We start from the raw sequence: 21,391 nt of genomic DNA, 5'->3' as shown, positions 1-21,391 counted from the left end.
TTTTTTGATGGAACTCCTGTTGTAGTGGAAAAGTGGCTCTGTGAATTAATGCCGCAAAAATTATGTCGAAGCGAGTGCGCGCTCTGGTCGCTCGGCCATCGCGCTCGGGGTGGACAAATAGCGGAACCGGGGCTGCCATTCACCATTGAATTCAGCCTGTTCGAGAAACATCGAAAGCGGGCGCACCCATACGCCGGAAGCGTTGTAGAGCGGGCGGTACATCACGAAAGCCTCGAGCGTTTCGCTGTGGCGTGCGACGCCCAGCACTTCGTATTCACCGCCTTTGTAGTGGCGGTATCGGCCGAGCGGGATTGAGCGCAGGGGCGCTAGCGTCTGAGGCATGGTGGTGGTGGAAACGTGTGAATGAAGTTCGAAATTCTGAGGAATGAGGCGTTGCGGGGACGCCTAAAGGGCACCAGCGCTTGTTGGTCTTGTAGGAACGGTGGCGCGCTCGGAGCTGCGCGTCAGGGCGGCGGCTGGTCGATGACAAGCTCCGGATCGAATTCGCGAATGCGGTCTTCGTGGTAGTAGCCGCCGCTTTCGGTGTATCGGAGAAACGGGCGGGCGCAGACCACGCATTGCCAGAGTTCACTCTGGTTATAGGGAAAGTAATTCGGCGCGATGGGGGCGTCGGCGGACCAGAAGCCGGTGCGTGCGGGGTGGAATTCCTCGATGGTGGGTGGGTCGAGCGACTGGCGGTCGCGGAGCGTGCCGAGCACACGCAATTCGCGCTCCTGGAATGAAGCCGGCAACGACTCCCAGCCCGCTGCCTTCAAATGCGCGCAGCAGCGGGGGCGTGGACCGGTGGCTGGCGGAATCGGAATATCTCGCAGCTGGGCGGCGGAGAGGTAGGGAATATCGGTCACAACGGTTGATCGGGTCGCGGCGGCTGAAAATGGGTATTGTGACCTTCGGGTGGTGCTATGGTCGCTGCGTCTCCCTGATTCGACGCGGCATTCGGTCCGCGCTACCCGAATGTTCGAACCCGACCGCATGGACCTCAAGATTCTGGACGTTCTTCAACGTCAGGGTCGTATCTCGATGACTGAACTTGCCGAGAAGGTGGGGTTGTCGGCCTCGCCCTGTACCGAGCGGGTTCGGCGCATGGAGCGGGAGGGGGTGATCACCGGCTATTACGCCCGGCTGTCTCCTGAGGCTTTGGGCAAGACTTTATTGGTTTTTGTGGAGATCAAGCTGTCTGCCAAGTCGGGGGATGTCTTCGAGAAGGTTCGGCGGGAGCTGTTACATATGCCGGAGGTGATGGAGTGTCATCTGGTTTCTGGGGATTTTGATTATCTGGTTAAGTTTCGGTTGAGGGGGATGGGGGAATACCGGCACTTGCTTGGCAATATTCTCAAGAAGTTGCCGGTTACTGCCGAGTCGCGCAGTTATGTTGTTATGGAGGAGGTCAAGGAGAGTTTGTTTCTTTCTGTTGATCGGTAGTTTATCTACTGGTCACGGGATGCGGAGCGGGCTTTTTCGTTTCTTCTACTGCATGTAGTGTGGGGCTGGAGGCACGCAAGCCCCCAGCTCCACCGTCTGATGAGAGAAGAATATGAAAGGTATGAGCCCGCTACGCAAGAAGCAAGCCCCCAGCCCCACCCTGCGGCAGGTAGAAGAAAACTTAGAGCAGCCCCAAAACCTCATCCACCCGAGAAATCAGAAAATCCGCATTCTCCCGAGAAAACACCAGTGGCGGCCGAATCTTGAGAATATGCGCATGCTCTCCGGTAGCACTCAACAAAACCCCATTCCGCCGCAAGCCATTGACCACAAGAGAGGCTTCACGAGTAGCCGGCGTCCGCTCGGCCCGGGATGAAACCAGTTCCATCCCTACAAACAACCCGGCCCCCCGAATCTCCCCCACCAGCGAGTGCTTTTCAGCGAGCGAAGCCAACCCAGCCCGCAGATAAGCCCCCACCTCCAGGGCATTACGCTGCAAACCTTCCCCTTGAATGACATCCAGCACAGCCGAAGCAGCAGCCATCGAAACAGGATTCCCCCCAAAGGTATTGAAGTACCGCGACTGCCGCCCAAACGCAGCCATGACCTCCGGCCGCACCGCCATCCCGGCGACCGGATGCCCATTACCCATGGGCTTGCCCATGGTCACCATGTCCGGCACGACGCCGTGCCGCTGAAAACCCCAAAAACAATCACCAGTCCGGCCAAAACCAGGCTGCACTTCATCGGCGATGAACACCCCGCCCGCCGCGTGGATCTCCTCCACCGCCTCCTGCAGAAAACCCGCAGGATCGGTAAACACCCCATCACTGGAAAACACGGTATCGACCATCAGCGCCGCCGGCCGAATGCCGTGCGCCTGCAGATCGGCAATCGCCGCCCGCACCCCGTCGGCGAACAAACGTCCGCATTCGGCCGCCGATTGCCCAGGCTGGGCAGCCGGCGCCGGCACGGTCCGCACATTCGCCCCCAGCACGATGTGCTGCCCCAATGAAGGCGAAGCTTCCGCGATGGCCGAGGTCACGCCGTGATAGGCCCAGTGCGTCACGATCAGGCCGGTGCCGCCGGTATGTGCCCGCGCCACGCGCATCGCCAGATCGTTGGCTTCGCTGCCGGTGCAGGTGAAGGTGGTGTGCCCGAGCTCGGGCGGCAGCGTGGTCAGCAGGCGCTCGGCGTAGTCCAGGATGCCTTCGTGCAGATAGCGCGTGTGCGTGTTCAGCGTGGAGCCCTGGCGGGCGATGGCCTCGACCACTTCCGGCCGCGCATGCCCCACGCAGACCACGTTGTTGTAGGCGTCCAGCCAGGGCTTGCCGGCCTGGTCGTAGAGCCACACGCCTTGGCCGCGCACGGGATGGAAGGGCTCTTCGTAGAACAGCCGATAGGCCGGCCCCAGCAGGCGGGCACGGCGTTCCAGCAGGGCTTGATCAGATGACAGCATTCGTTTCCTCGGCAGCAGGGCGCACGGCGCGGCAGGCCGTGGCGATGGCGTCGTGCGCCTGGGCGCGGGTGTAGGCGTCGATCGCCTGCAGCCGCGCCCAGGAGATCGCGTTGTTGCGCAGCAGATAGGCCGCGTTCTCGGGGTGGCGGGCGGCGCGCCAGCCGCTGATGGCGACCACCATGGCCAGGCGCGCGCGGATCATCTCCAGCAGCAGCGACATCTCGATGTCCTGCAGCGGCGACACCGCGTGGTAGGCGGCGGCGAATTCGGCGATGGTGGCGAGAGCGTCGCCCTGCTCGTCGAACTGGTAGGACGCGGCCACGGCGAGGTCGTCGACCACCGGTGCCTCGACCATGTCGCCGAAGTCCAGGATGCCGGACACCCGCTCGGGCGCGGCCGGGTCGACCAGCAGGTTGAAGACGTTGAAGTCGTTGTGGATCGGCTGCCGGCGCAGCGCCGGCAGCACCGGCTTGGCGAGCGATTCGAAGCGGTCGAGCGCCCGGTGGGCCAGCGCCTGGCGGCCGGCGTCGGGCACGTAGGCGAGCAGGGCGCGCACCCGGTCGGCGCGCTGGATGTCCCAGGGCAGTTCCTTCTCACCGGCGGGATGCCAGAGCCGGGAGAGCGCCCGGTCGAGCCGCGCCAGCGTGCCGGCCACGTCGCGCCGCTGGGCGGCGGAGCGCTCGGCCTGCGGCATGGGCAGGCCTTCGAGGTAGCTGAACAGCCGCACGACACGCGGGCGGTCTTGGTCGTCGGGCAGCAGCACCGAGGGCGTGGCGTCCACCGTCAGTGCCATGCGCTGCACCGGCAGGCCGGGGTCGACCTGCGCGATGTGCAGCAGGGCCTGGGTCTGGAAGTCGGCGACGACCGCGTCTTCGTCCGGATGCGACACCTTCAGCATGCAGCGCGTGCCGTCGGGCAGGTCGAGGCGGAAGTTCGAGTCGCGCTCGCCGGTCAGCAGGCTGAGGCGACCCACCAGTCCGTATTGCTCGCGCAGCGCCTGGGCGGCCCAGGCCACCTCGACCGGCGCGGGCGCGGCGGTGAGCACGGCCGCTTCGGGCAGGGCCTGGCGGATGGCGGCGTCGTGGTCTTGCGTGTTCATGCCGCGCCCGTGAAGCCGCTGAGCGCGCTGGAGAGGTTGGGACCGAGGTCTTCGGAGAGATAACCGCCTTCCTGCACCAGCACGGTAGGCAGGCCCAGGCGCGCGATCTCGGCCAGGATGGTCGAGAAGCCGGCGGTGCTCACCGCCAGCGCCTGATAGGGGTCGTGCTCGTGGGCGTCGAGGCCGAGCGCCACCACCAGTGCGCCGGGCGCGAAGGCGCGGATCGCGTCGTGGGCCTTGGTGAGCGCCTGCAGAAAGCCGGCGTCCGGCGTGCCGCGGGCCAGCGGCAGGTTGAGGTTGTAGCCCTCGCCTTCGCCTTCGCCGATCTCGTGCGCGTGGCCGGTGAAGAAGGGCGTGCAGAAGTGCGGATCGCCGTGCAGCGAGACGGTCAGCACGTCCTTGCGGCGCCAGAAGATGCCCTGCGTGCCATTGCCGTGGTGCACGTCGATGTCGAGGATGGCGACGCGGTCGTGCTTCTGCCGCAGGTGCTGCGCGGAGATGGCGGCGTTGTTGAGATAGGTGAAACCGTTGGCGCGGTCGGCATACGCGTGGTGCCCGGGCGGGCGGCAGAGGGCGTAGGCGGCGCGCTCGCCTTCCATCACCAATTGCGCGGCATGGGTGGCCACGTGGGCCGACCAGGTCGCCGCTTGCCAGGTGTGCGCACCCACCGAGCAGGCCATGTCGGCCAGGTGCCAGCCGGCCTGGCCGACCAGGCTGTCGGGGTAGCTGGCGGGCTGTCCGGGGAAGGGGTGCACGTTGGGCATGACCTCCTCGGAGGCGTCGGGCAGTTCCTGCCAGCGCGCCCAGGCGGTTTCCAGAAAGCGCAGGTAGCGCGGCGTGTGGATGGCAGCGCGCGGGCCGCCGCCGAAGTCTTCGGGCGACACGACTTCGTGGCCCAGGGCGGTGGCCGCCTGCAGCAGGCGGTGAGCGCGCTCGGGCTGTTCGTTGCTGCGCTTCATGCGTCCGCGCACGATGAACTGCTGCGGATCGTGGCCGACGTGGTGGTCGCTGTAGATGACTTTCATGTTGTTGTCCTTCTGCGAGAGAAATGGCGGTCAGAACTGGGGTTCGACCCGCCAGCTGATCGGGATCTCGGCGACGCTGGCGGTCGCCGGCAGCTCCAGCACGGTGCGGGCGATGCGCGCCACGTCGGCGGGCTGGGTGAGTTGCGCCCACTGGTCGCGCGGCACGCCCGAGGCCATGTCGGTGGCGACGAAGCCCGGGCACAGCGCGGTGCAACGCACGTTGGAGTCCTCCCCGCAGTGGCGGATGCCGTGGGCCAGCGACAGGACGGCCGCCTTGCTGAGCGAATACAGGCTGGCGCCGGGCGCACGCACCCGCTTGGCGGCCAGCGAGGCGATCACCACCACCTTGGCCTCCTCGGCCGCCAGCAGGTGCGGCCAGGCCTTGCGGGTCAGGCGCAGCGGCGACTTCACGTTGACGTCGAGGATGCGGTCGACCTCCTCGTCGTCGGCCTCGATCACCGAATGCCGGCTGATGATGCCGGCGTTGTGCACCAGCGCGTCGATGCCGCCGAAGTCGCGCACGGTGGCGGCGACCCAGTCGGTTTCGGTCTGCGGCTGTTCGGCGTCGAAGGCGTAGGCGCGGGCGCGGTCGGGGCCGTGGCCCTCGAACACCGCCTGCGCGGCGGCCATATCGCGCGCACCCACGCTGACCCGCCAGCCGTGGGCCAGCAGTTCCTGCACGATGGCGCGGCCGATGCCACGCGCGCCGCCGCTGACCATGACGACCTTTCCGGAGGCGGCGGTCATCGCTTCAGCCCTTCTGGAGGAAGAGGCCGCGCACGTGTTCCTGCGCGACTTCGAGGTGGTAGCGCAGCGCGTTCTGCACCGTGGGGATATCGCGTGCGGCCAGCGCCAGCGCGATCGGGCGATGGGTTTCGGCCAGCGCGTGGCGGTCGCCGTAGGTTTCTTCCGAGAGCGCCAGGAACATGCGCACCTCGGTCATCATGTTTTCGAAGAGCCGCTGCAGGTACTCGTTGCGCGAGAGCTGGCAGATGTGGACGTGGAAGGACAGGTCCAGCGCCACGCGGGCGGACTGGTCGAGCACGTCGGCCTTGGCCACCATCTCGTCGACCTTGAGGCCGACATTGGCCAGCTCCTCGTCGGTGGCGTTGCGGCAGGCCAGGGCCGCGCTCATCAGCTCAAGGTTGATGCGCACCTGGTAGAGGTCGTCGACCTCCTTGACGGAAATGGTGCGCACCGCGAAGCCGTGGCGCGGCCGCGAGACCAGCAGGCCCAGGCTTTCCAGCCGGCGGGCGGCTTCGCGCACCGGGGCGCGGCTCACGCCCATCTGGCGGGCGAGTTCGGCCTCGACGATGCGCGAACCCGGCGCCAGGCTGCCGGAGAGGATGGCTTCCTGCAACCGGGCTTCGATGACGCCGACGAGGTCGGGCATCTCGATCGAGGCGAAGGCGGGCGATGCGGGGGAGGCCGCAATCCGGGCCGCTGCGATCGGTGTGAACAAAGGGCTCTCGGCCATGGGGTCTCCTCGATCCTTTCGTGTCTCTGTGGGGCTTCGAATGCTCAGGGCGCCGGCCGCCGCGCGGTCGCCAGAAAGAGACCGGCCGCGACGATGAGCGCGATGCCGGCCATGGCCAGGCCGTCGGGCGGGCGGTGGAACCACAGCGTGCTGATGATCACCGCCAGCAGCAGCTGGATGTAGTTGAGCGGCGCCAGCGTGGCCGCGCTCACGCGGGCGAAGGCGGCCAGCAGCAGCAGCTGGGCGCAGCCGCTGATCAGCCCGCCGCCGAGCAGCACCAGCGCGGTCTGCCAGTCGGGCAGCGGAATGTGCGGCGCCAGCAGCGTCGGCACGCTGGTCACCACCAGGCACACCACCGCCATGTGCGCGAACTGCACCGGCCCGGGCACCAGGCCCGACAGCCGCCGGGTGAGGATCTGGAACATGGCGTAGCAGACGGCTGCCAGCAGCATCGACAGCGTGCCCATCAGCGGCAGGTTGCCGCCCGGGCGCACCACCAGCAGCATGCCGACGAAGCCCAGTGCCACCGCGGTCCACTGCACTCGTCCGACGCGCTCGCCCAGCATCCATGGCGACAGCACCACCATGAACAGCGGCGCGGTGAAATACAGCGCGGTTGATTCGGCCAGCGGCATGTAGACCAGCGCGGTCATGAAGGCGGTCGCCACCGTGGCGAGCATGGCGCTGCGCAGCATGAGCAGGCCCTGGTGCGGCTGCCGCCAGGGCGCAGGCGCGGCGGGGTTGGCGCGCCGGTAGCGCCACAGCAGCACCGCGCCCATCGACACGATGGTGACGTAGCGGCCCAGGTTCACCAGGCCCGGCGCGTTGGTCAGCAGCATCTGCTTGGCGAAGGCGTCGTAGGTGGCGAAGGCGGCCAGCGCGCCGAGAAACAGCAGCACGCCGTTGCGCGTGTCGTGCCGCGCCGGTGCGATGCGGGTCGTGTCGGTCGCGATGGCCATCGGTCGTGCCACGCCTTCAGCCGGCGACGCCGGCCTGGCGCAGCATGGCGCCCAGCAGCACGTTGGCGCCGGCTTCCAGGTGGCGCGGGTCGGCGTCCTCGATCTCGTTGTGGCTGATGCCGTCCTTGCAGGGCACGAAGATCATGGCGGTGGGGGCGACGCGGGCCATGTAGACCGCGTCGTGGCCGGCGCCGGTGACGATGTCGAGGTGGCTCAGGCCGAGCTTCACCGCTTCGTCGCGCACCGCGCCGACCATCTCGGCGGCGAAGGGCGTCGGCGGAAACTCCTGCACGAACTGGATGTCGATCTGCACGCCGTAGCGCGCCGCGAGGTCGGCAGCAGCCGCGCGGAAGGCGGCTTCCATGCGGTCGAGCTGCGCGGCTTCCTGGTGGCGCAGGTCGACGGTGAAGCCGACGCGGCCGGGGATCACGTTGCGCGAGTTCGGGAACACGTTCACCGTGCCGACGGTGCCCCGGCCGTGCGGCGCGAAGGCGGGGTCGTTGGCGATGTCGACGATCTTCTGCATCAGGTAGGTGGCCGCGTACAGCGCGTCGCGGCGCATCGCCATCGGCGTGGGGCCGGCGTGGGCCTCCATGCCGGTCACGGTCACGTCCCACCAGCGCAGGCCGAGCGAGCCGGTGACCACGCCGATGACGGTGTCCTCGGCTTCCAGGATCGGGCCCTGTTCGATGTGCGCCTCGAAATAGCTGCCGAGCTGGACGGTGCCGATCGGCGCGCCCTTGTCGTAGCCGATCGCCTTCAGTTCGTCGCGCACCGACAGGCCGTCCACGTCGACCGCCGACAGCGCGGTTTCGAGCGGGAACACGCCGCAGTGCACGCCCGAGCCCATCATCACCGGCACGAAGCGGGTGCCTTCCTCGTTGGTCCAGATGACGAGCGCCAGCGGGGCTTCGGTCTCGATGCCCTCGGCCTGCAGCGTGCGCATGACTTCCAGGCCGGCCATCACGCCGAAGCAGCCGTCGAACTTGCCGCCGGTGGGCTGGGTGTCGATATGGCTGCCGGTGGCCACGGGCGGCAGGCGCATGTCGCGGCCGGGACGCACGCCGAAGATGTTGCCGACCGCGTCGACGGTCACGGTGAGGCCGGCTTCGCGCATCCAGCCGGAGACCAGGTCGCGGCCCTGGCCGTCGAGCGCGGTGAGCGCCAGGCGGCAATTGCCGCCCTTGTCGGTGGCGCCGATCTTGGCCAGTTCCATCAGGGTCGACCAGAGGCGTTCGCCGTCGATCGAGAGCTTGGTGTCGGTGGTGGAGGTCATGCGTTCAGCCCTTCCAGGAATGCATCGAGCGCGGCGCCGATGGCGTCGACCATGTAGCCGCCTTCCTGCACGATGACCGTGGGCACGCCCAGGGCGCGCACCCGTTCGCCGGCCAGGCGGAAGCAGGCGTTGTCGAAGCCGAGCAGGGCGGTGGGGTCGCCCTTCAGGCCGTCGAAGCCGAGCGGCAGCACCAGCGCCTGCGTGCCGAACGCGGTCATGGCGTCGAAGGCGGTGTCGAGTGCGGCGGTGAATTCGGCGATGCCGCTGCCGTGCACCAGCGGCAGGTTGAGGTTGAAGCCCTCGCCGGCACCGGCGCCGCGCTCGTCGGCGTAGCCGGTGTACCAGGGGTATTGGCCGGCGGGGTCGGCGTGGGTCGACAGGGTGAACACGTCGGCCCGGTCGTAGAAGATGTGCTGGGTGCCGTCGCCGTGGTGGGCGTCGATGTCGAGCACCGCCACGCGGTCGAACTTCTGCCGCAGGCGGGCGGCGGCGACGGCGCTGTTGTTCACGTAGCAGAAGCCGCCGGCACGGTCGTAGTGCGCGTGGTGGCCCGAGGGCCGGCACAGCGCGTACGACAGCGCTTCGCCGCCCAGCACCGCGTCGGCCGCGGCGGTGGCCGCATGGGCCGATCGCAAGATGGACTTCCAGCTGTTCGGGCCGAGCGGGCAGGAGAGGTCGCTGATGTAGTAGCCGGTCTGCGCCACCACGTGCGGCGACGGGCAGGGACCGCGCTTCTGGCCGGCTTCGTAGCGCAGGCCGTAGGGCGAGAGGTTGGGCAGCACTTCGATGCCGGGGTCCTTGCCCTCGTCACGCAGCGCCTGCCAGCGTTCGTAGGCCGATGCCAGGTAATCGAGATAGTCGGCGCTGTGCACCTGCTCCAGCGGCGTGCGGCCGAAGTCGGGCGATTCGGTCACGGCGATGCCGCGTCGGCCCAGCGTGGCCATGAGCGCTTCGGCGCGGGCCGGCAGGTCGGTGGGCTTGGCGATGCGGCCGAGCCGCATGAACTGTTGCGGGTCGTGCAGCAGCTGGTCGTTGGAGAAAAAGGCCTGCATTTACGCCGCCTCCGCCAGCATCTCGGCCTCGAGCTTGTCGAAGGCACGGCCCAGGCGGGCGAACATGTCTTGCAGTTGCTCGGCCGTGATGATCAGCGGCGGGCACAGGCCGATCGAGTCGCCCATGGCGCGCACGATCAGGCCTTCTTCCAGCGCGAAGGCAGCGAGCCGGTAGCCCGCTTTCATGTCGGCTGCGAAGGGCGCGCGCGTGGCCTTGTCGGCCACGATCTCGATGGCGCCGATCAGGCCCACGCCACGCGCCTCGCCCACCAGAGGGCGAGCGGCAAAAGACTTCACCAGCGACTGGAACTGTGGCGCCAGCGCGCGCACGTTGCCGAGGATGTCTTCGTCCTCGTAGACCTTGAGCGTTTCCAGCGCGACGGCGCTGGCCACCGGGTGGCCGGAGTAGGTGTAGCCGTGACCGAAGGTGCCGATCTTGCCGCTGTTGGCCGCGATGGCCGCGTGCACCTTGTCGCTCACCATGACCGCCGAGATCGGCACGTAGCCCGAGGACAGCGCCTTGGCGCAAGTCAGGATGTCGGGCTTCATGCCGAAGGTGGTCGAGCCGAACATGTTGCCGGTGCGGCCGAAGCCGCAGATGACCTCGTCGGCGATGAAGAGGATGTCGTGCTTCTTCAGCACCGCCTGCACCTTCTCGAAGTAGGTGGCCGGCGGCACCAGCACGCCGCCGGCGCCCATCACCGGTTCGGCGATGAAGGCGGCGACGGTTTCCGGGCCCTCGGCCAGGATGGTTTTTTCCAGGCCCTCGGCCAGGCGGGTGGCGAAGGCCTCTTCGGTCTCGCCGGGCTGCGCACCGTGGTAGTGGTGCGGGGTGTCTACGTGGATGAAGCGGGCCAGCGGAAGGTCGAAGTCGCGGTGGTTGGCGTCGAGCCCGCCCATGCTGGCGGCGGCCACGGTGACGCCGTGGTAGGCGCGCTTCCTGGCGATGATCTTCTTCTTCTCCGGCTTGCCGATGGCGTTGTGGTAGTACCAGACCATCTTGACCGCGCTGTCGTTGGCCTCGGAGCCCGAATTGGCGAAGAACACGCGGGCCATCGGCACCGGTGCCAGCGCCAGCAGGCGCTCGGCCAGCTGCACCACGGCGGGGTTGGTGCGCTGGTTGAACGTGTGGTAGTAGGGCAGGGTCTTCAGCGCCTGTGAACCGGCTTCTGCCAGGCGGGCGTTGGAGAAACCGAGCGATGCGCACCACAGGCCCGCCATGCCTTCGATGTAGCGCTTGCCGGCGTCGTCTTCCACGAAGATGCCGTCGCCCTTGACGACCACCAGCGGCGGCGTGCTGGGCAGGGCGGCGAGGTTGGTATAGGAGTGCAGGTGGACGGCGACGTCCTGGCTGCCGATGGTGCTGGCTTGCATGATTTTGTCCTTGAGGTTCTAGGTTCTTGGTTCTGTATGCGAGAGCGTGAGCAGGATCCCTGACGGGCTCAGTAGCCGCGCGCCATGTCCAGCGCCGGCAGCGCCTCGTCGGCGGCGTCCAGGCGCGCCAGGTTCTCGGCCGTTTGGCGGGCGATGGTGGACGGCGCGGTGCGGGTGGCGATGTGCGGCGTGACGATGATCTTGTCGTGGTGCCAGAAGGGGTGCTCGGCCGGCAGCGGCTCGTCGCGGAAGGCGTCGAGCGTGGCGAAGCCCAGGCGGCCGTCGTCGAGCGCGGCCAGCAGGTCGGCGTCGACCACGTGTTCGCCGCGTCCCACGTTGACCAGGTGCGCGCCGCGCGGGAGCCGGTCGAAGGCGCGGGCGTCGAGCACGTCGCGGGTTTCGGCGGTGAGCGGCAGCAGGCAGACGAGGGTGTCGCAGCCCGACAGGAAATCGCCCATGCCTTCCTCGCCGTGGAAGCCGGTCAGGCCTTCGGGCAGGTCGGTCTTGGCGGTGCGGCTCCAGCCGCGCACCTGGTAGCCGATGGCCATGAGCGCGCGGGCGCTGGCCATGCCCAGGGTGCCGAGGCCGGCGATGCCGACGGTGTGGGTCACCGGCGGAATGATCGGCAGCAACTCGTCCCAGCGCTTCTCGCGGGCGTTCTGCAGAAAGCCGTGCATCTTGCGCTGGCGGTGCACCACGGCCCAGGTCACATAGGCGGTCATGCCGCTGGCCATGTCGGTGTCGACGATGCGGCAGATCGGCACGTCGCGCGGCAGGCTCTTGTCGCCGGTGATGTGGTCGGTGCCGGCCGCTACCGACTGGATCAGCCGCAGCTTCGGCAGCGTGGCCATCAGGCCCGGCGGGGGCGTCCAGCAGACGACGACGTCGATCTCCGAACGGTCGCCGAGCGTGTCGCGCTCGGTGTCGAAGTAGCGGAACTCCGCGTCTGGAAACTGTTGGGTGAACGCCTTGGTCTGGTAGTCCATGCCGATGGTGCGGCTGGCGAATGCGATGACGAGTTGCTGCTTGCCGTTCATGCCTGTGCTTCCATGGCCATGGGGGTAACGCCTTCCTGCTGCGCCAGGCGCGGCACGGCTTCGATGAGGGTGCGGGTGTATTCGTGCTGCGGATTGGCGAGCACCTTGGCGGTCTCGCCGTATTCGACGATGGTGCCGCGTTGCATCACCGCGATGTGGTCGCACATCTCGCCGGCCACACGCAGGTCATGGGTGATGAACACCATGGCCAGCTGGAAGCGCTCGCGCACCTCGGCGAAGAGCTTGAGCACCTGCGCCTGCACCGACACGTCGAGCGCGGACACCGGCTCGTCGGCCACCAGCAGTTCGGGCTCCATGGCCAGGGCGCGGGCGATGCCGATGCGCTGGCGCTGGCCGCCGGAGAACTGGTGCGGAAAGCGGTCGGCCGCTTCGGGGCCCAGGCCCACGAGCTGGAGGAGCTCCACCGCGCGCGCCATGGCCTCGGCCTTGGGCACGCCCTGGGCGATGGGGCCCTGGGCGATGGCCGCGCCGATGCGGTGGCGCGGGTTGAGCGAGGCGTATGGGTCCTGGAACACCATCTGGATCTTGCCGCGCGACTGCTCGCGAAAGGCCGCGCCCGAGGCGAGCGTCTTGCCCTTGAACATGATGCGGCCGCTGTCGAACGGGTTCAGGCCGACGATGCAGCGCCCCACGGTCGATTTGCCCGACCCGGACTCGCCCACGATGCCCAGCGTCTGGCCGCGCCGCAGCTCGAAGTTCAGGCCGTTGCAGGCATGCACCCGGCGGCCGGGCTTGAACAGGCTGCCGCCGGTGACGTAGGTCTTGTGCAGGTCCTGCACCTGCAGCACGAAGGGTTCCGCATTCGCGCCCTCGGGCTCGCGCATCGTGCCTTGGGGAATGGCGGCAATCAGCTTCTTCGTGTAGTCGTGCCGCGGGTTGGACAGCACCTGCGCGGCGGGGCCGGCCTCCACCGCGATGCCGGTCTGCATCACCACCACGTGGTCGGCGATTTCGGAGACGACGCCGAAGTCGTGGGTGATGAACAGCACGGCGGTGCCCTTGCGCTGCTGCAGCTCGCGGATGAGCTTGAGGATCTGCGCCTGGGTGGTGACGTCGAGCGCGGTGGTGGGCTCGTCGCAGATCAGCAGGGCCGGCTCCATGGCCAGGGCGCAGGCGATGATGACCCGCTGCCGCTGGCCGCCGGAGAGGCGGAAGGGGTAGCTGTCGATCAGCACTTCGGGCTCGGGCAGGCCGACGTCGGCCAGCGCGGCGACGATGCGGGCGCGTTTTTCGGCGGCCGACAGGTCGATGTGCGCGTCGAACACCTCGGCGATCTGGTCGCCGATGCGCATCACCGGATTCAGCGCGGTCATCGGCTCCTGGAACACCATGCCCATGCGTCGGCCGCGCAGGGTGCGCAGCTGGTTCTCGTCGAGTTTCAGCAGGTCCTGGCCGTCGAACAGGATGCTGCCGGCCACCGGCTCCACGTGCGGCCGCGGCAGCAGGCCCATGATGGAGTTGGCGATCATCGACTTGCCCGAGCCGGATTCACCGACGACGCACAGCGTCTGGCCCGGCATCAGGCTGAGGTTGGCGCCCTTTACCGCCAGCTCGCGGTCGCCGCCCTTGGGCAGGCGGATGTCGAGGCCCTTGATTTCGAGTACGGGTTTCATCAGCGGCCCTTTCCGTCGGAGCGTGCGTTGAGACCGTCGTTTAGGCCTTCGCCGACGAGGTTGAGAGCCAGCACCGTCAGCAGGATGGCGACGCCGGGAAACAGGGCCATCCACCATGCCTGGCGCAGCACGGTGCGCGCCGAGCCCACCATGTAGCCCCAGCTCATCTGATTGGGATCGCCCAGGCCGAGAAAGCTCAGCGAGGACTCCAGCAGGATCGCGGTGGCGATCATCAGCGAGGCCATCACCACGATGGGCGAGGCGGCGTTGGGCAGGATCTGCGTGAGGATGATGCGCGGCGTGGATTGGCCGGCGAGCTCGGCGGCGGCGACGAAGTCCCGCTGGCGCAGCGTGAGGAATTCGCTGCGCACCAGGCGCGCCACCGGCGGCCACGACACGATGGCGATGGCCACCACGATCGAGTTGACCGAGGGCTCGAAGATGGCGACCAGCACGATGGCGAGCGCGAAGCTGGGGATGGCCTGGAACAGCTCGGTGAAGCGCATCAGGGCCGAGTCGACCCAGCCGCCGAAGTAGCCGGCGATGGCGCCGATGGACACGCCGATCAGCAGCGAGACCACGGTGGAGATGACGCCGATCAGCAAGGAGACGCGGGCGCCGCCGACGATGCCGGACATGATGTCGCGGCCCATGGTGTCGGTGCCCAGCGGCAGTTCCTTGTCGGTCATGGGGTGCAGGAAGGGCTGGCCGACCATGTCCCACGGGCTGTTGGACGACAGCCAGGGACCGAAGGCCACGACCAGGGCGACCAGGGCCAGGATGAAGAGGCCGAACACGGCGCCCTTGTTGCGGCAGAAGCGCTGCCAGAAGCTGCTTTTCATGGGGTGGGCTCCGATCTACGAGAGTTCAATGCGGGGATCGACCAGCGTGTAGACCAGGTCGGTGATCAGGTTGAACAGCACGGCCATGGCCGCGGTGAACAGGAAGCAGCCCAGCAGCAGGTTGTAGTCGCGCTGCAGCAGGGCGTCGAACATCAGGCGGCCGATGCCGGGCCAGGCGAAGACGGTCTCGGTGAGCACCGCGCCGCCGATCATCCCGCCGGCCTGGATGCCGGCAAGCGTGACCACCGGCAGCAGGGCGTTGCGCAGGATGTGGTTGCGCTGGATGCGCGCCGGGCGCACGCCCTTGGCGCGGGCGGTCTTGATGAAGTCCATTTGCGCGACTTCGAGCATCGAGGCGCGGGTCATGCGGGCATAGACCGCCATGTAGAACAGCGCCAGGGTGAGCGCCGGCAGCAGCAGGTGCTGGGCGATGTCGAGCACGCGGGCGAAGCCGTGCAGGTCGGCGCCGACGGTGAAATAACCGAAGGCCGGCAACAGGTCGAGCTGCACCGTGAAGACCAGCACCGCCATCATCGCCAGCCAGTACAGCGGCGTGGCGTAGAAGATGAGCGCGACCACGGTGATCACGCTGTCGATCCAGGTGCCCACATGGCGGCTGGCGAGCGCCCCCAGGCCCACCCCGAAGATCAGCGAGAGCACGAAGGCGGATCCGGTCAGCAGCAGGGTGGCGGGCAGGCGGTCGAGGATCAGCTGCACCACCGGCTGCTGCTGGCGGTAGGAGTAGCCGAGGTCGAGCTGCACCACGTGCTTGAGGTAGGCGCCGAGCTGCTCGGGCAGCGACTTGTCGAGGCCGAACTGCGCGCGCAACTGGGCGACGAACTGCGGGTCGGACGCGCCCGCCTCGCCGGCCATGATGGACACCGGGTCGCCCGGCGCGGAATGCACCAGCATGAAGTTGGCGGTGGCGATCAGCAGCAGGGCCAGCAGGCCCTGGACCAGTCGCACGGACATGAATTGGAGGCGTTTCATCGGGGGCTCCGGTGGTGCGGGCGGCTTACGCCACCCAGGCGCGCGCCAGTCCGTCGTTCAGGCCGGTGGCCGAATTGATCGGGTTGTGGATGCGCGAGCGGTAGAGGGTCGGAAAGTTGAGTTCGTGCAGCCAGGCGACCGGCATCTGCTCGACCAGCAGCTTCTGCACGTCGTGGTAGGCAGCCTGGCGTTTTGCCGGGTCGGTTTCCTTCTGGCCCTGTTCGAACAGCGCGTCGATCTTCGGATCGCTGAAGCCTTCGACGTTGTTGAAGGGCGAGCCTTTCTCGATGTTGGACGTGGTGTAGTTGCGCGCCACGCCCAGGGCCGGGTCGCCGTGCTGGTAGAGAAAGTTGAAGGCCAGGTCGAAGTCCCATTCGTTCATGCGCTGGTTCCAGCCGGCCACGTCGGTGGGCACCATCTCGACCTTGATGCCGACTTCCTGCAGGTTCAGCCGGGTGATCTCGGCCATGCGCTGCCAGGTCTCGCCGTAAGGCAGCGGCAGCAGCTTGATGGTCTCGCCCTTGTAGCCGGAGGCGGCGATCAGCTTTCGGGCCTTGTCCTTGTCGCGGGCCAGCTTGGGCAGGTCGGCGCGGTAGTACTTGAGGTGGCTGTTGAACGCGCCGGTGGCGACATCCGCATAGCCGTACCAAGCCACCTTGCGCATGCCTTCACGATCGAGGGCGAGGCTCAGCGCCTGGCGGAACTCGACCTTGTCCATCGGCGACTTGCGGTTGTTGATGGTGATCCACGACAGAGGCGCGAACATTTCCCAACCCTTGGTCGTGACCTGCACGCCGGGCAGCTTGGCCAGGCGCGCCACGTCGAAGTATTCGGCCGAGCCGCCGGGCAAGATGTCGATCTTGCCGCTCTCGAAGGCCGCCGCGCGGGCCGCCGCATCGGGGATGACGTGGAAGTAGAGGCTGTCGACCAGCGGCATGTCGGGCGTGTGGTACTGCTCGTTCTTCACCAGCTGGATGTAGCTGCCCTTGGACCATTCCTTGAACTTGAACGGGCCGGTGCCGATCGGGGTGGCGTTGGCCGGGTGCTTGAGGAAGTCGACGGCGCCTTCGTAGATGTGCTTTGGCACCATCGGCATGCCGTTGGCGGGGAAGATGCCGAGGAAGGGGCCGAAGGGGTACTTGAGCTTGAACTCGACGGTGAGCGGGTCGAGTGCCTTGATGGTGTCGACCGCGCCGATGTTGGAGCGGGCGCGGGCGTGTACCTTGCGCAGGAAGACATCGATGGAGAACACGACGTCGGCCGAGGTGAAGGGCTTGCCGTCGTGCCACTTCACGCCGGGCTTGAGCTTGAAGACGTAGGTCAGGCCGTCGGGGCTGACCGTCCAGGAGGTGGCCAGCGAAGGCTGGGGAGTCAGCTTCTCGTCGTAGCTCAGCAGGCCTTCGTAGAGGTTGCCGCCCACCAGCAGGGCCGGGCCGTTGGAGATGGTGCCGATCATGATGCTCGGCGGCTCGGGCTGCAGTGCGACGTTGATCGTGCCGCCCTTGGTGCCGGCGGCCAGCAGGTGCATGGGGATGCCGGCCAGGGACAGGCCGGAAGCGGTGGCGGCGGCGGTCTGCAGGAGTTTGCGACGTTTCATGGGGAAGGCGGGGTCCTGAAATTCGGGAGAGCAATGCGGCGGCCCCGACCCCTGCCAGCAGCAGGGGCCTTGGGCTTCAGGGCTTAGGAGGCGTGAAGAAACCGTTGTCGAGCAACCCCGAGCCTGCATCGAGGACCGCAACCGTACTCTCGTACGGTGAGGACCGCGGGTGCGGGATCGGGGTGCGCAGAAGGTTTATTCATGCCTCCGGGTCAGGCGAGGGTGGCGCGGCCAAGGCTGTCGTTCAGGCCGATGCCCGAGCTGACCGGGTTCTTCACCTTGGTGCGGTAGAGCGTCGGGAAGTTGATCTCGTGCAGCCAGGCCACCGGCACCTCGGTGACCAGGATCTTCTGCACTTCGAGGTAGATCGCGCGGCGCTTCTCGGGGTCGGCTTCCTTGGCGCCCGCGGCGAACAGCTCGTCGACCTTGGGGTTGACGTAGCCCGACACGTTGTTGAACGGCGAGCCCTTGGCGATGTTGTCGCTGGTGTAGTTGCGCGACACGCCCAGCGCCGGCTCGCCGTACTGGTAGACGTAGGTGAATGCCAGGTCGAAGTCCCACTCGTTGCAGCGCTGGTTCCAGCCGGCGACGTCGGTGGCGACCATCTCGACCTTCACGCCGGCCTGGGTCAGGTTCTGGCGCACGATCTCGGCCTGGCGCTGCCACGACTCACCGTAGGGCAGGGGCAGCAGGCGGATGGTCTCGCCCTTGTAGCCGGCTTCGGCGAACAGGGCCTTGGCCTTGGCGGTGTCCTTGGGGTACTTGGGCACGTCGTTGCTGGCGAAGGCGATGTGGCTGTTGAACGGGCCGGTGGCGGGCTTGGCGAAGCCATACCAGGCGATCTTGGCCATGGCCTCGCGGTCGATCGCGGTCCAGACGGCCTGACGGAACTTGATGTTGTCCATCGGCGCCTTGCGGTTGTTGATCCACAGCCAGGACTGCGGCGAGAAGAACTCCCAGCCCTTGGTGGTGACGGCGGTGCCCGGCAGCTTGGACAGGCGCTCCACGTCGAAGTATTCGACCGTGCCTCCCGGGGCGATGTCGATCTTGCCGGACTCGAAAGCCGCGGCGCGGGCGGCGGCGTCGGGGATCACGTGGAAATACACGCTCTCCACGCCCGGCACGCCTGCCTGGTGGTATTGCTCGTTGGCCACCAGCTGGATGTAGCTGCCCTTGACCCATTCCTTGAACTTGAGCGGGCCGGTGCCGATCGGCGTGTTGTTGGCCGGGTTGGTGGCGAAGTCGGTGCCTTCGTAGATGTGCTGCGGCACCATCGGCATCGTGCCGTTCTCGAAGATGCCGAGGAACGGACCGAAGGGCTGCTTCAGGGTGAACTGCACCGTCAGCGGATCCAGCGCCTTGATCGACTCGACCTGGGCCAGGCTGCTGCGGAAACGCGCGTGCATCTTGCGCAGGAACACGTCGCACGAGAACACCACGTCGGCCGAGGTGAAGGGCTTGCCGTCGTGCCACTTGACGTTGGGCTTGAGCTTGAAGGTGTAGACCTTGGCGTCGGGGCTGACCGTCCAGGACGTCGCCAGCTGCGGCATCGGCTTGAGGTTCTCGTCGTAGCGCAGCAGGCCTTCATAGATGTTGCCGGCGATCAGCTGCGTCGGGCCGTTCTGCACGATGCCCATCATCAAACCGGGCGGCTCGGGCTGCACCAGCACGTTGATCGTGCCTTTGCGGGCCTGGGCCAGCGAGTGCAGGGGAATGCCTGCGATCGACAGGCCGAAGGCGGCGGCGGGAGCCGCTTGGAGCAGATGACGACGTTTCATGGAAGGGCAATCCTTTTCTTGGGGATGGACGAACGACGGAGAGAGAGAAACAGAGAGACCGGGGGATCAGGAACGGAACGACGCGGTGGAGGCGGGTTCGAGGCGCTGCAGCATCGCGCGCCATTCGCGTGTGTAGGGGTCGGGTGCGCCTTCGACCCGGTTGGTGTCGCCGCTCTCGTACTGACGGGCGGTGAGTTCGGCCACTTCCTCGGGCACCGGGTTGATCGCCTGGCCGGTGCTCTGCAGCGCCACCTGCACCTTGCAGGCCCGCTCCAGGTTGTGCATGAGGATGAAAGCTTCGGCCACGCTGCGGCCGGCGGTGAGCAGGCCGTGGTTGCGCAGGATCATCGAACGGGCCGTGGGGCCGAGGTCGGCGACCAGGCGCTCACGCTCTTCCAGATTCAGGGCGATGCCTTCGAACGTGTGATACACGACGCGGTTGTGGAACTGCAGCGCCCACTGGTTGCAGGGCTGCAGTCCACCGGCCATCGAGGCTACCGCCACGCCGGCGATGGTGTGGGTGTGCAGCACGCAGGCCGCGTCGTGGCGGGCCGCGTGGATCGCGCTGTGGATCGTGAAGCCGGCCGGGTTCACGTCGTATTCGCTCGGTTCGACGATGTTGCCGTCGAGGTCGATCTTCACCAGCGACGAGGCGGTGATGTCGCGGAACAGCATGCCGAAGGGGTTGATCAGGAACTGATCGTGGCGGCCTGGCACGCGTGCCGAGATATGGGTGTAGATGCCGTCGTCCATGCCGAAGGACGCCACCAGGCGGTAGGCGGCGGCGAGGTCTTCGCGCACGCGGCGCTCGGCTTCGGTGATGCCGGGTTGGAATCCGGTGACCCGGCGGATCGGGACGGCGCCCGAGATTGCAGTTCGTTCCACGCTTTGCTCCAGGTGCCTCGGGCCCTGTCGGCCACCTCGGCGGTGAGTGATGTCAGCTGTCGACAGATGACATTACGCACGTACCGTGCCTGCGTTTTGCTGCGGAAAAACCCGGGTTTGCTGCGGAATTTGCCTTGGTTTGGGGCAACCGATGCACCAAACGCGGACAGCGCTAGCCTTTTTTACGTCCGAGACGCGATTCCTCGCCGGCCATCAGGCGCTTGATGTTGAGCCGGTGGCGCCATACCAGTAGCAGCGCCATCACCATGACCGCCCCGGTGACGGCCGTCGAGCCCGGCCAGGCGATGCCACCGCCCAGCGCCATATAGAAAGGCGCGAATACCGCGCACACCAGGGCGGCGAGCGAGGAGTAGCGGAAGAACATCGCCACGATCAGCCAGGTGACGAGCGTGGCCAGCCCGAGCAGTGGCGCGATGCCGAGCAGCACGCCGAGCGCCGTCGCCACGCCCTTGCCGCCCTGGAAGCGGAAGAAGACCGGATAGAGGTGCCCGAGGAAGGCGGCGAGGCCGGCCAGTGCGACGGCGGTGTCGTCCAGGCCGTGGGCCGGGCCGAACACCCGCACCAGGAAGACCGGTAGCCAGCCCTTGGCGGCGTCGAGCAGCAGGGTGGCGATGGCGGCTTTCTTGCTGCCCGAACGCAGGACGTTGGTGGCGCCCGGGTTGCCGCTGCCGTAGCTGCGGGGGTCGGCCAGGCCCATCGATCGGCTCACGAGCACCGCGAAGGACAGCGATCCGATGAGGTAAGCCGCGAGGGTGGCGAGGGCGGTGAGGAGGGTGGGGGACATGTTCTTCTGCAGTTCGGCGGGGCCGGTAGGCGGCTGGAGGGCGCGGCTATTCTGCCAGTGCGCACTGGACGGGCTTGGCTCCCAGCAGTTGCACGCAGACTTGGGGGTCGATGCCAACGAGGAAGCCGCGGCGGCCGCCGTTGATGCAGATCTTCTGCAGCTCGAGGATCGATGCTTCTATATAGATGGGCATCTGCTTTCTGGTGCCGAAGGGGGAGGTGCCGCCTACCTGGTAGCCGCTGTGGCGGGTGGCGGTTTCCGGGTGGCACGGTTCTATGGTTTTGGCGCCGATCTGGCGTGCCAGGGCCTTGGTGGAGACCGTGCGGTTGCCGTGCATCAGGACGATCAATGGTTTGGCGTCCTGGTCTTGCATTACCAAGGTTTTTATGACGGTTGTCGGGTCGAGGCCCAGGACTTTGGCGCTGTGTTGGGCGCCGCCGTGGTCCAGGTATTCGTAGGGATGTTCTGTGAAAGGGATTTTGTTTTCACGAAGGTATTGGGTGGCGGGAGTTTCGGATATGCGGGGCTGTTTTTTGGGCATTTTTTTAATGGTGAGTTTGGGTTTTCTTTCTTTCTTTGCTGGGCTTGGATTGTGGGCTTCTTTGAGTTTCTTCTCTCTGCCGAGGGTGGAGCTGGGGGCTTGCGCGCCCCCAGACCCG

At 67.1% G+C, this 21,391-nt stretch carries 21 protein-coding genes; 1 reads left to right on the top strand and 20 read right to left on the bottom strand.

Annotation, left to right across the window (positions count from 1 at the left end; all coding sequences use genetic code 11):
• Positions 1–60: 60 nt before the first annotated feature.
• Positions 61–342, bottom strand: coding sequence for a DUF1653 domain-containing protein (locus R9X41_RS13445; RefSeq protein ID WP_318630959.1), 282 nt, complete (start codon positions 340–342; stop codon positions 61–63).
• Between the two features lie 122 nt (positions 343–464).
• Positions 465–866, bottom strand: a complete 402-nt coding sequence (locus tag R9X41_RS13440) for a hypothetical protein (RefSeq protein ID WP_318630958.1) — start codon at positions 864–866, stop codon at positions 465–467.
• Between the two features lie 109 nt (positions 867–975).
• Here R9X41_RS13440 and R9X41_RS13435 point away from each other — a divergent pair, with 109 nt between their 5' ends.
• A complete protein-coding gene (locus R9X41_RS13435) occupies positions 976–1,443 on the top strand; it encodes an Lrp/AsnC ligand binding domain-containing protein (RefSeq protein WP_318630957.1) in 468 nt (155 codons plus the stop codon).
• Positions 1,444–1,624: 181 nt separating this feature from the next.
• Here the strand turns inward: R9X41_RS13435 and R9X41_RS13430 are convergent, their stop codons facing one another.
• The 18 genes from R9X41_RS13430 to ybaK form a co-directional block, all read right to left on the bottom strand.
• Positions 1,625–2,902, bottom strand: coding sequence for an aspartate aminotransferase family protein (locus R9X41_RS13430; RefSeq protein WP_318630956.1), 1,278 nt, complete (start codon positions 2,900–2,902; stop codon positions 1,625–1,627).
• The gene (locus R9X41_RS13425) at positions 2,889–4,001 is read right to left on the bottom strand and encodes a phosphotransferase (RefSeq protein ID WP_318630955.1); all 1,113 of its coding nucleotides are present in this window, start codon (positions 3,999–4,001) and stop codon (positions 2,889–2,891) included. The genes R9X41_RS13430 and R9X41_RS13425 overlap by 14 nt, the downstream gene beginning before the upstream one ends.
• On the bottom strand, positions 3,998–5,026 hold the full coding sequence (locus R9X41_RS13420) for a histone deacetylase family protein (protein ID WP_318630954.1): 1,029 nt from the start codon (positions 5,024–5,026) through the stop codon (positions 3,998–4,000). Before R9X41_RS13420 ends, R9X41_RS13425 begins: the two co-directional genes overlap by 4 nt.
• A gap of 30 nt (positions 5,027–5,056) precedes the next feature.
• Positions 5,057–5,773 (bottom strand): SDR family NAD(P)-dependent oxidoreductase, encoded by a 717-nt coding sequence (locus R9X41_RS13415; protein ID WP_318630953.1) that lies wholly within the window; start codon positions 5,771–5,773, stop codon positions 5,057–5,059.
• Between the two features lie 4 nt (positions 5,774–5,777).
• Positions 5,778–6,503, bottom strand: coding sequence for a GntR family transcriptional regulator (locus R9X41_RS13410; RefSeq protein ID WP_318630952.1), 726 nt, complete (start codon positions 6,501–6,503; stop codon positions 5,778–5,780).
• 44 nt (positions 6,504–6,547) lie between these two features.
• Positions 6,548–7,462 carry a DMT family transporter gene (locus tag R9X41_RS13405; protein WP_318630951.1) on the bottom strand — a complete coding sequence of 305 codons (915 nt, stop codon included), beginning with the start codon at positions 7,460–7,462 and terminating at the stop codon, positions 6,548–6,550.
• A gap of 16 nt (positions 7,463–7,478) precedes the next feature.
• Positions 7,479–8,738 carry a Zn-dependent hydrolase gene (locus tag R9X41_RS13400; protein WP_318630950.1) on the bottom strand — a complete coding sequence of 420 codons (1,260 nt, stop codon included), beginning with the start codon at positions 8,736–8,738 and terminating at the stop codon, positions 7,479–7,481.
• Positions 8,735–9,790: a histone deacetylase family protein gene (locus R9X41_RS13395; RefSeq protein ID WP_318630949.1), complete on the bottom strand. Its 1,056-nt coding sequence runs from the start codon at positions 9,788–9,790 to the stop codon at positions 8,735–8,737. The genes R9X41_RS13400 and R9X41_RS13395 overlap by 4 nt, the downstream gene beginning before the upstream one ends.
• Positions 9,791–11,164: an aspartate aminotransferase family protein gene (locus R9X41_RS13390; RefSeq protein ID WP_318630948.1), complete on the bottom strand. Its 1,374-nt coding sequence runs from the start codon at positions 11,162–11,164 to the stop codon at positions 9,791–9,793.
• Between the two features lie 68 nt (positions 11,165–11,232).
• The gene (locus R9X41_RS13385) at positions 11,233–12,201 is read right to left on the bottom strand and encodes a 2-hydroxyacid dehydrogenase (RefSeq protein ID WP_318630947.1); all 969 of its coding nucleotides are present in this window, start codon (positions 12,199–12,201) and stop codon (positions 11,233–11,235) included.
• Positions 12,198–13,835, bottom strand: coding sequence for an ABC transporter ATP-binding protein (locus R9X41_RS13380; protein WP_318630946.1), 1,638 nt, complete (start codon positions 13,833–13,835; stop codon positions 12,198–12,200). Before R9X41_RS13380 ends, R9X41_RS13385 begins: the two co-directional genes overlap by 4 nt.
• Positions 13,835–14,677: an ABC transporter permease gene (locus R9X41_RS13375; protein WP_318630945.1), complete on the bottom strand. Its 843-nt coding sequence runs from the start codon at positions 14,675–14,677 to the stop codon at positions 13,835–13,837. Before R9X41_RS13375 ends, R9X41_RS13380 begins: the two co-directional genes overlap by 1 nt.
• A 15-nt stretch (positions 14,678–14,692) precedes the next feature.
• A complete protein-coding gene (locus tag R9X41_RS13370; protein WP_318630944.1) occupies positions 14,693–15,667 on the bottom strand; it encodes an ABC transporter permease in 975 nt (324 codons plus the stop codon).
• Between the two features lie 25 nt (positions 15,668–15,692).
• Positions 15,693–17,264 carry an ABC transporter substrate-binding protein gene (locus R9X41_RS13365; RefSeq protein ID WP_318630943.1) on the bottom strand — a complete coding sequence of 524 codons (1,572 nt, stop codon included), beginning with the start codon at positions 17,262–17,264 and terminating at the stop codon, positions 15,693–15,695.
• Positions 17,265–17,476: 212 nt separating this feature from the next.
• Positions 17,477–19,042: an ABC transporter substrate-binding protein gene (locus tag R9X41_RS13360; RefSeq protein WP_318630942.1), complete on the bottom strand. Its 1,566-nt coding sequence runs from the start codon at positions 19,040–19,042 to the stop codon at positions 17,477–17,479.
• 66 nt (positions 19,043–19,108) lie between these two features.
• Positions 19,109–19,894, bottom strand: a complete 786-nt coding sequence (locus R9X41_RS13355) for a class II aldolase/adducin family protein (RefSeq protein WP_412556708.1) — start codon at positions 19,892–19,894, stop codon at positions 19,109–19,111.
• A 205-nt stretch (positions 19,895–20,099) separates the two neighbouring features.
• A complete protein-coding gene (plsY, locus tag R9X41_RS13350) occupies positions 20,100–20,732 on the bottom strand; it encodes a glycerol-3-phosphate 1-O-acyltransferase PlsY (RefSeq protein WP_318630941.1) in 633 nt (210 codons plus the stop codon).
• Between the two features lie 46 nt (positions 20,733–20,778).
• Entirely contained in the window at positions 20,779–21,273 is a 495-nt protein-coding gene (ybaK, locus tag R9X41_RS13345; protein WP_318635230.1) for a Cys-tRNA(Pro) deacylase, read from the bottom strand.
• Positions 21,274–21,391: the final 118 nt, after the last annotated feature.

Origin of the sequence: Xylophilus sp. GOD-11R (assembly GCF_033546935.1) — a bacterium.
Classification (GTDB): domain Bacteria; phylum Pseudomonadota; class Gammaproteobacteria; order Burkholderiales; family Burkholderiaceae_C; genus Xylophilus.
Note: the sequence above shows the minus strand (reverse complement) of the source record. Positions and strands in the feature narration are given on the sequence as shown.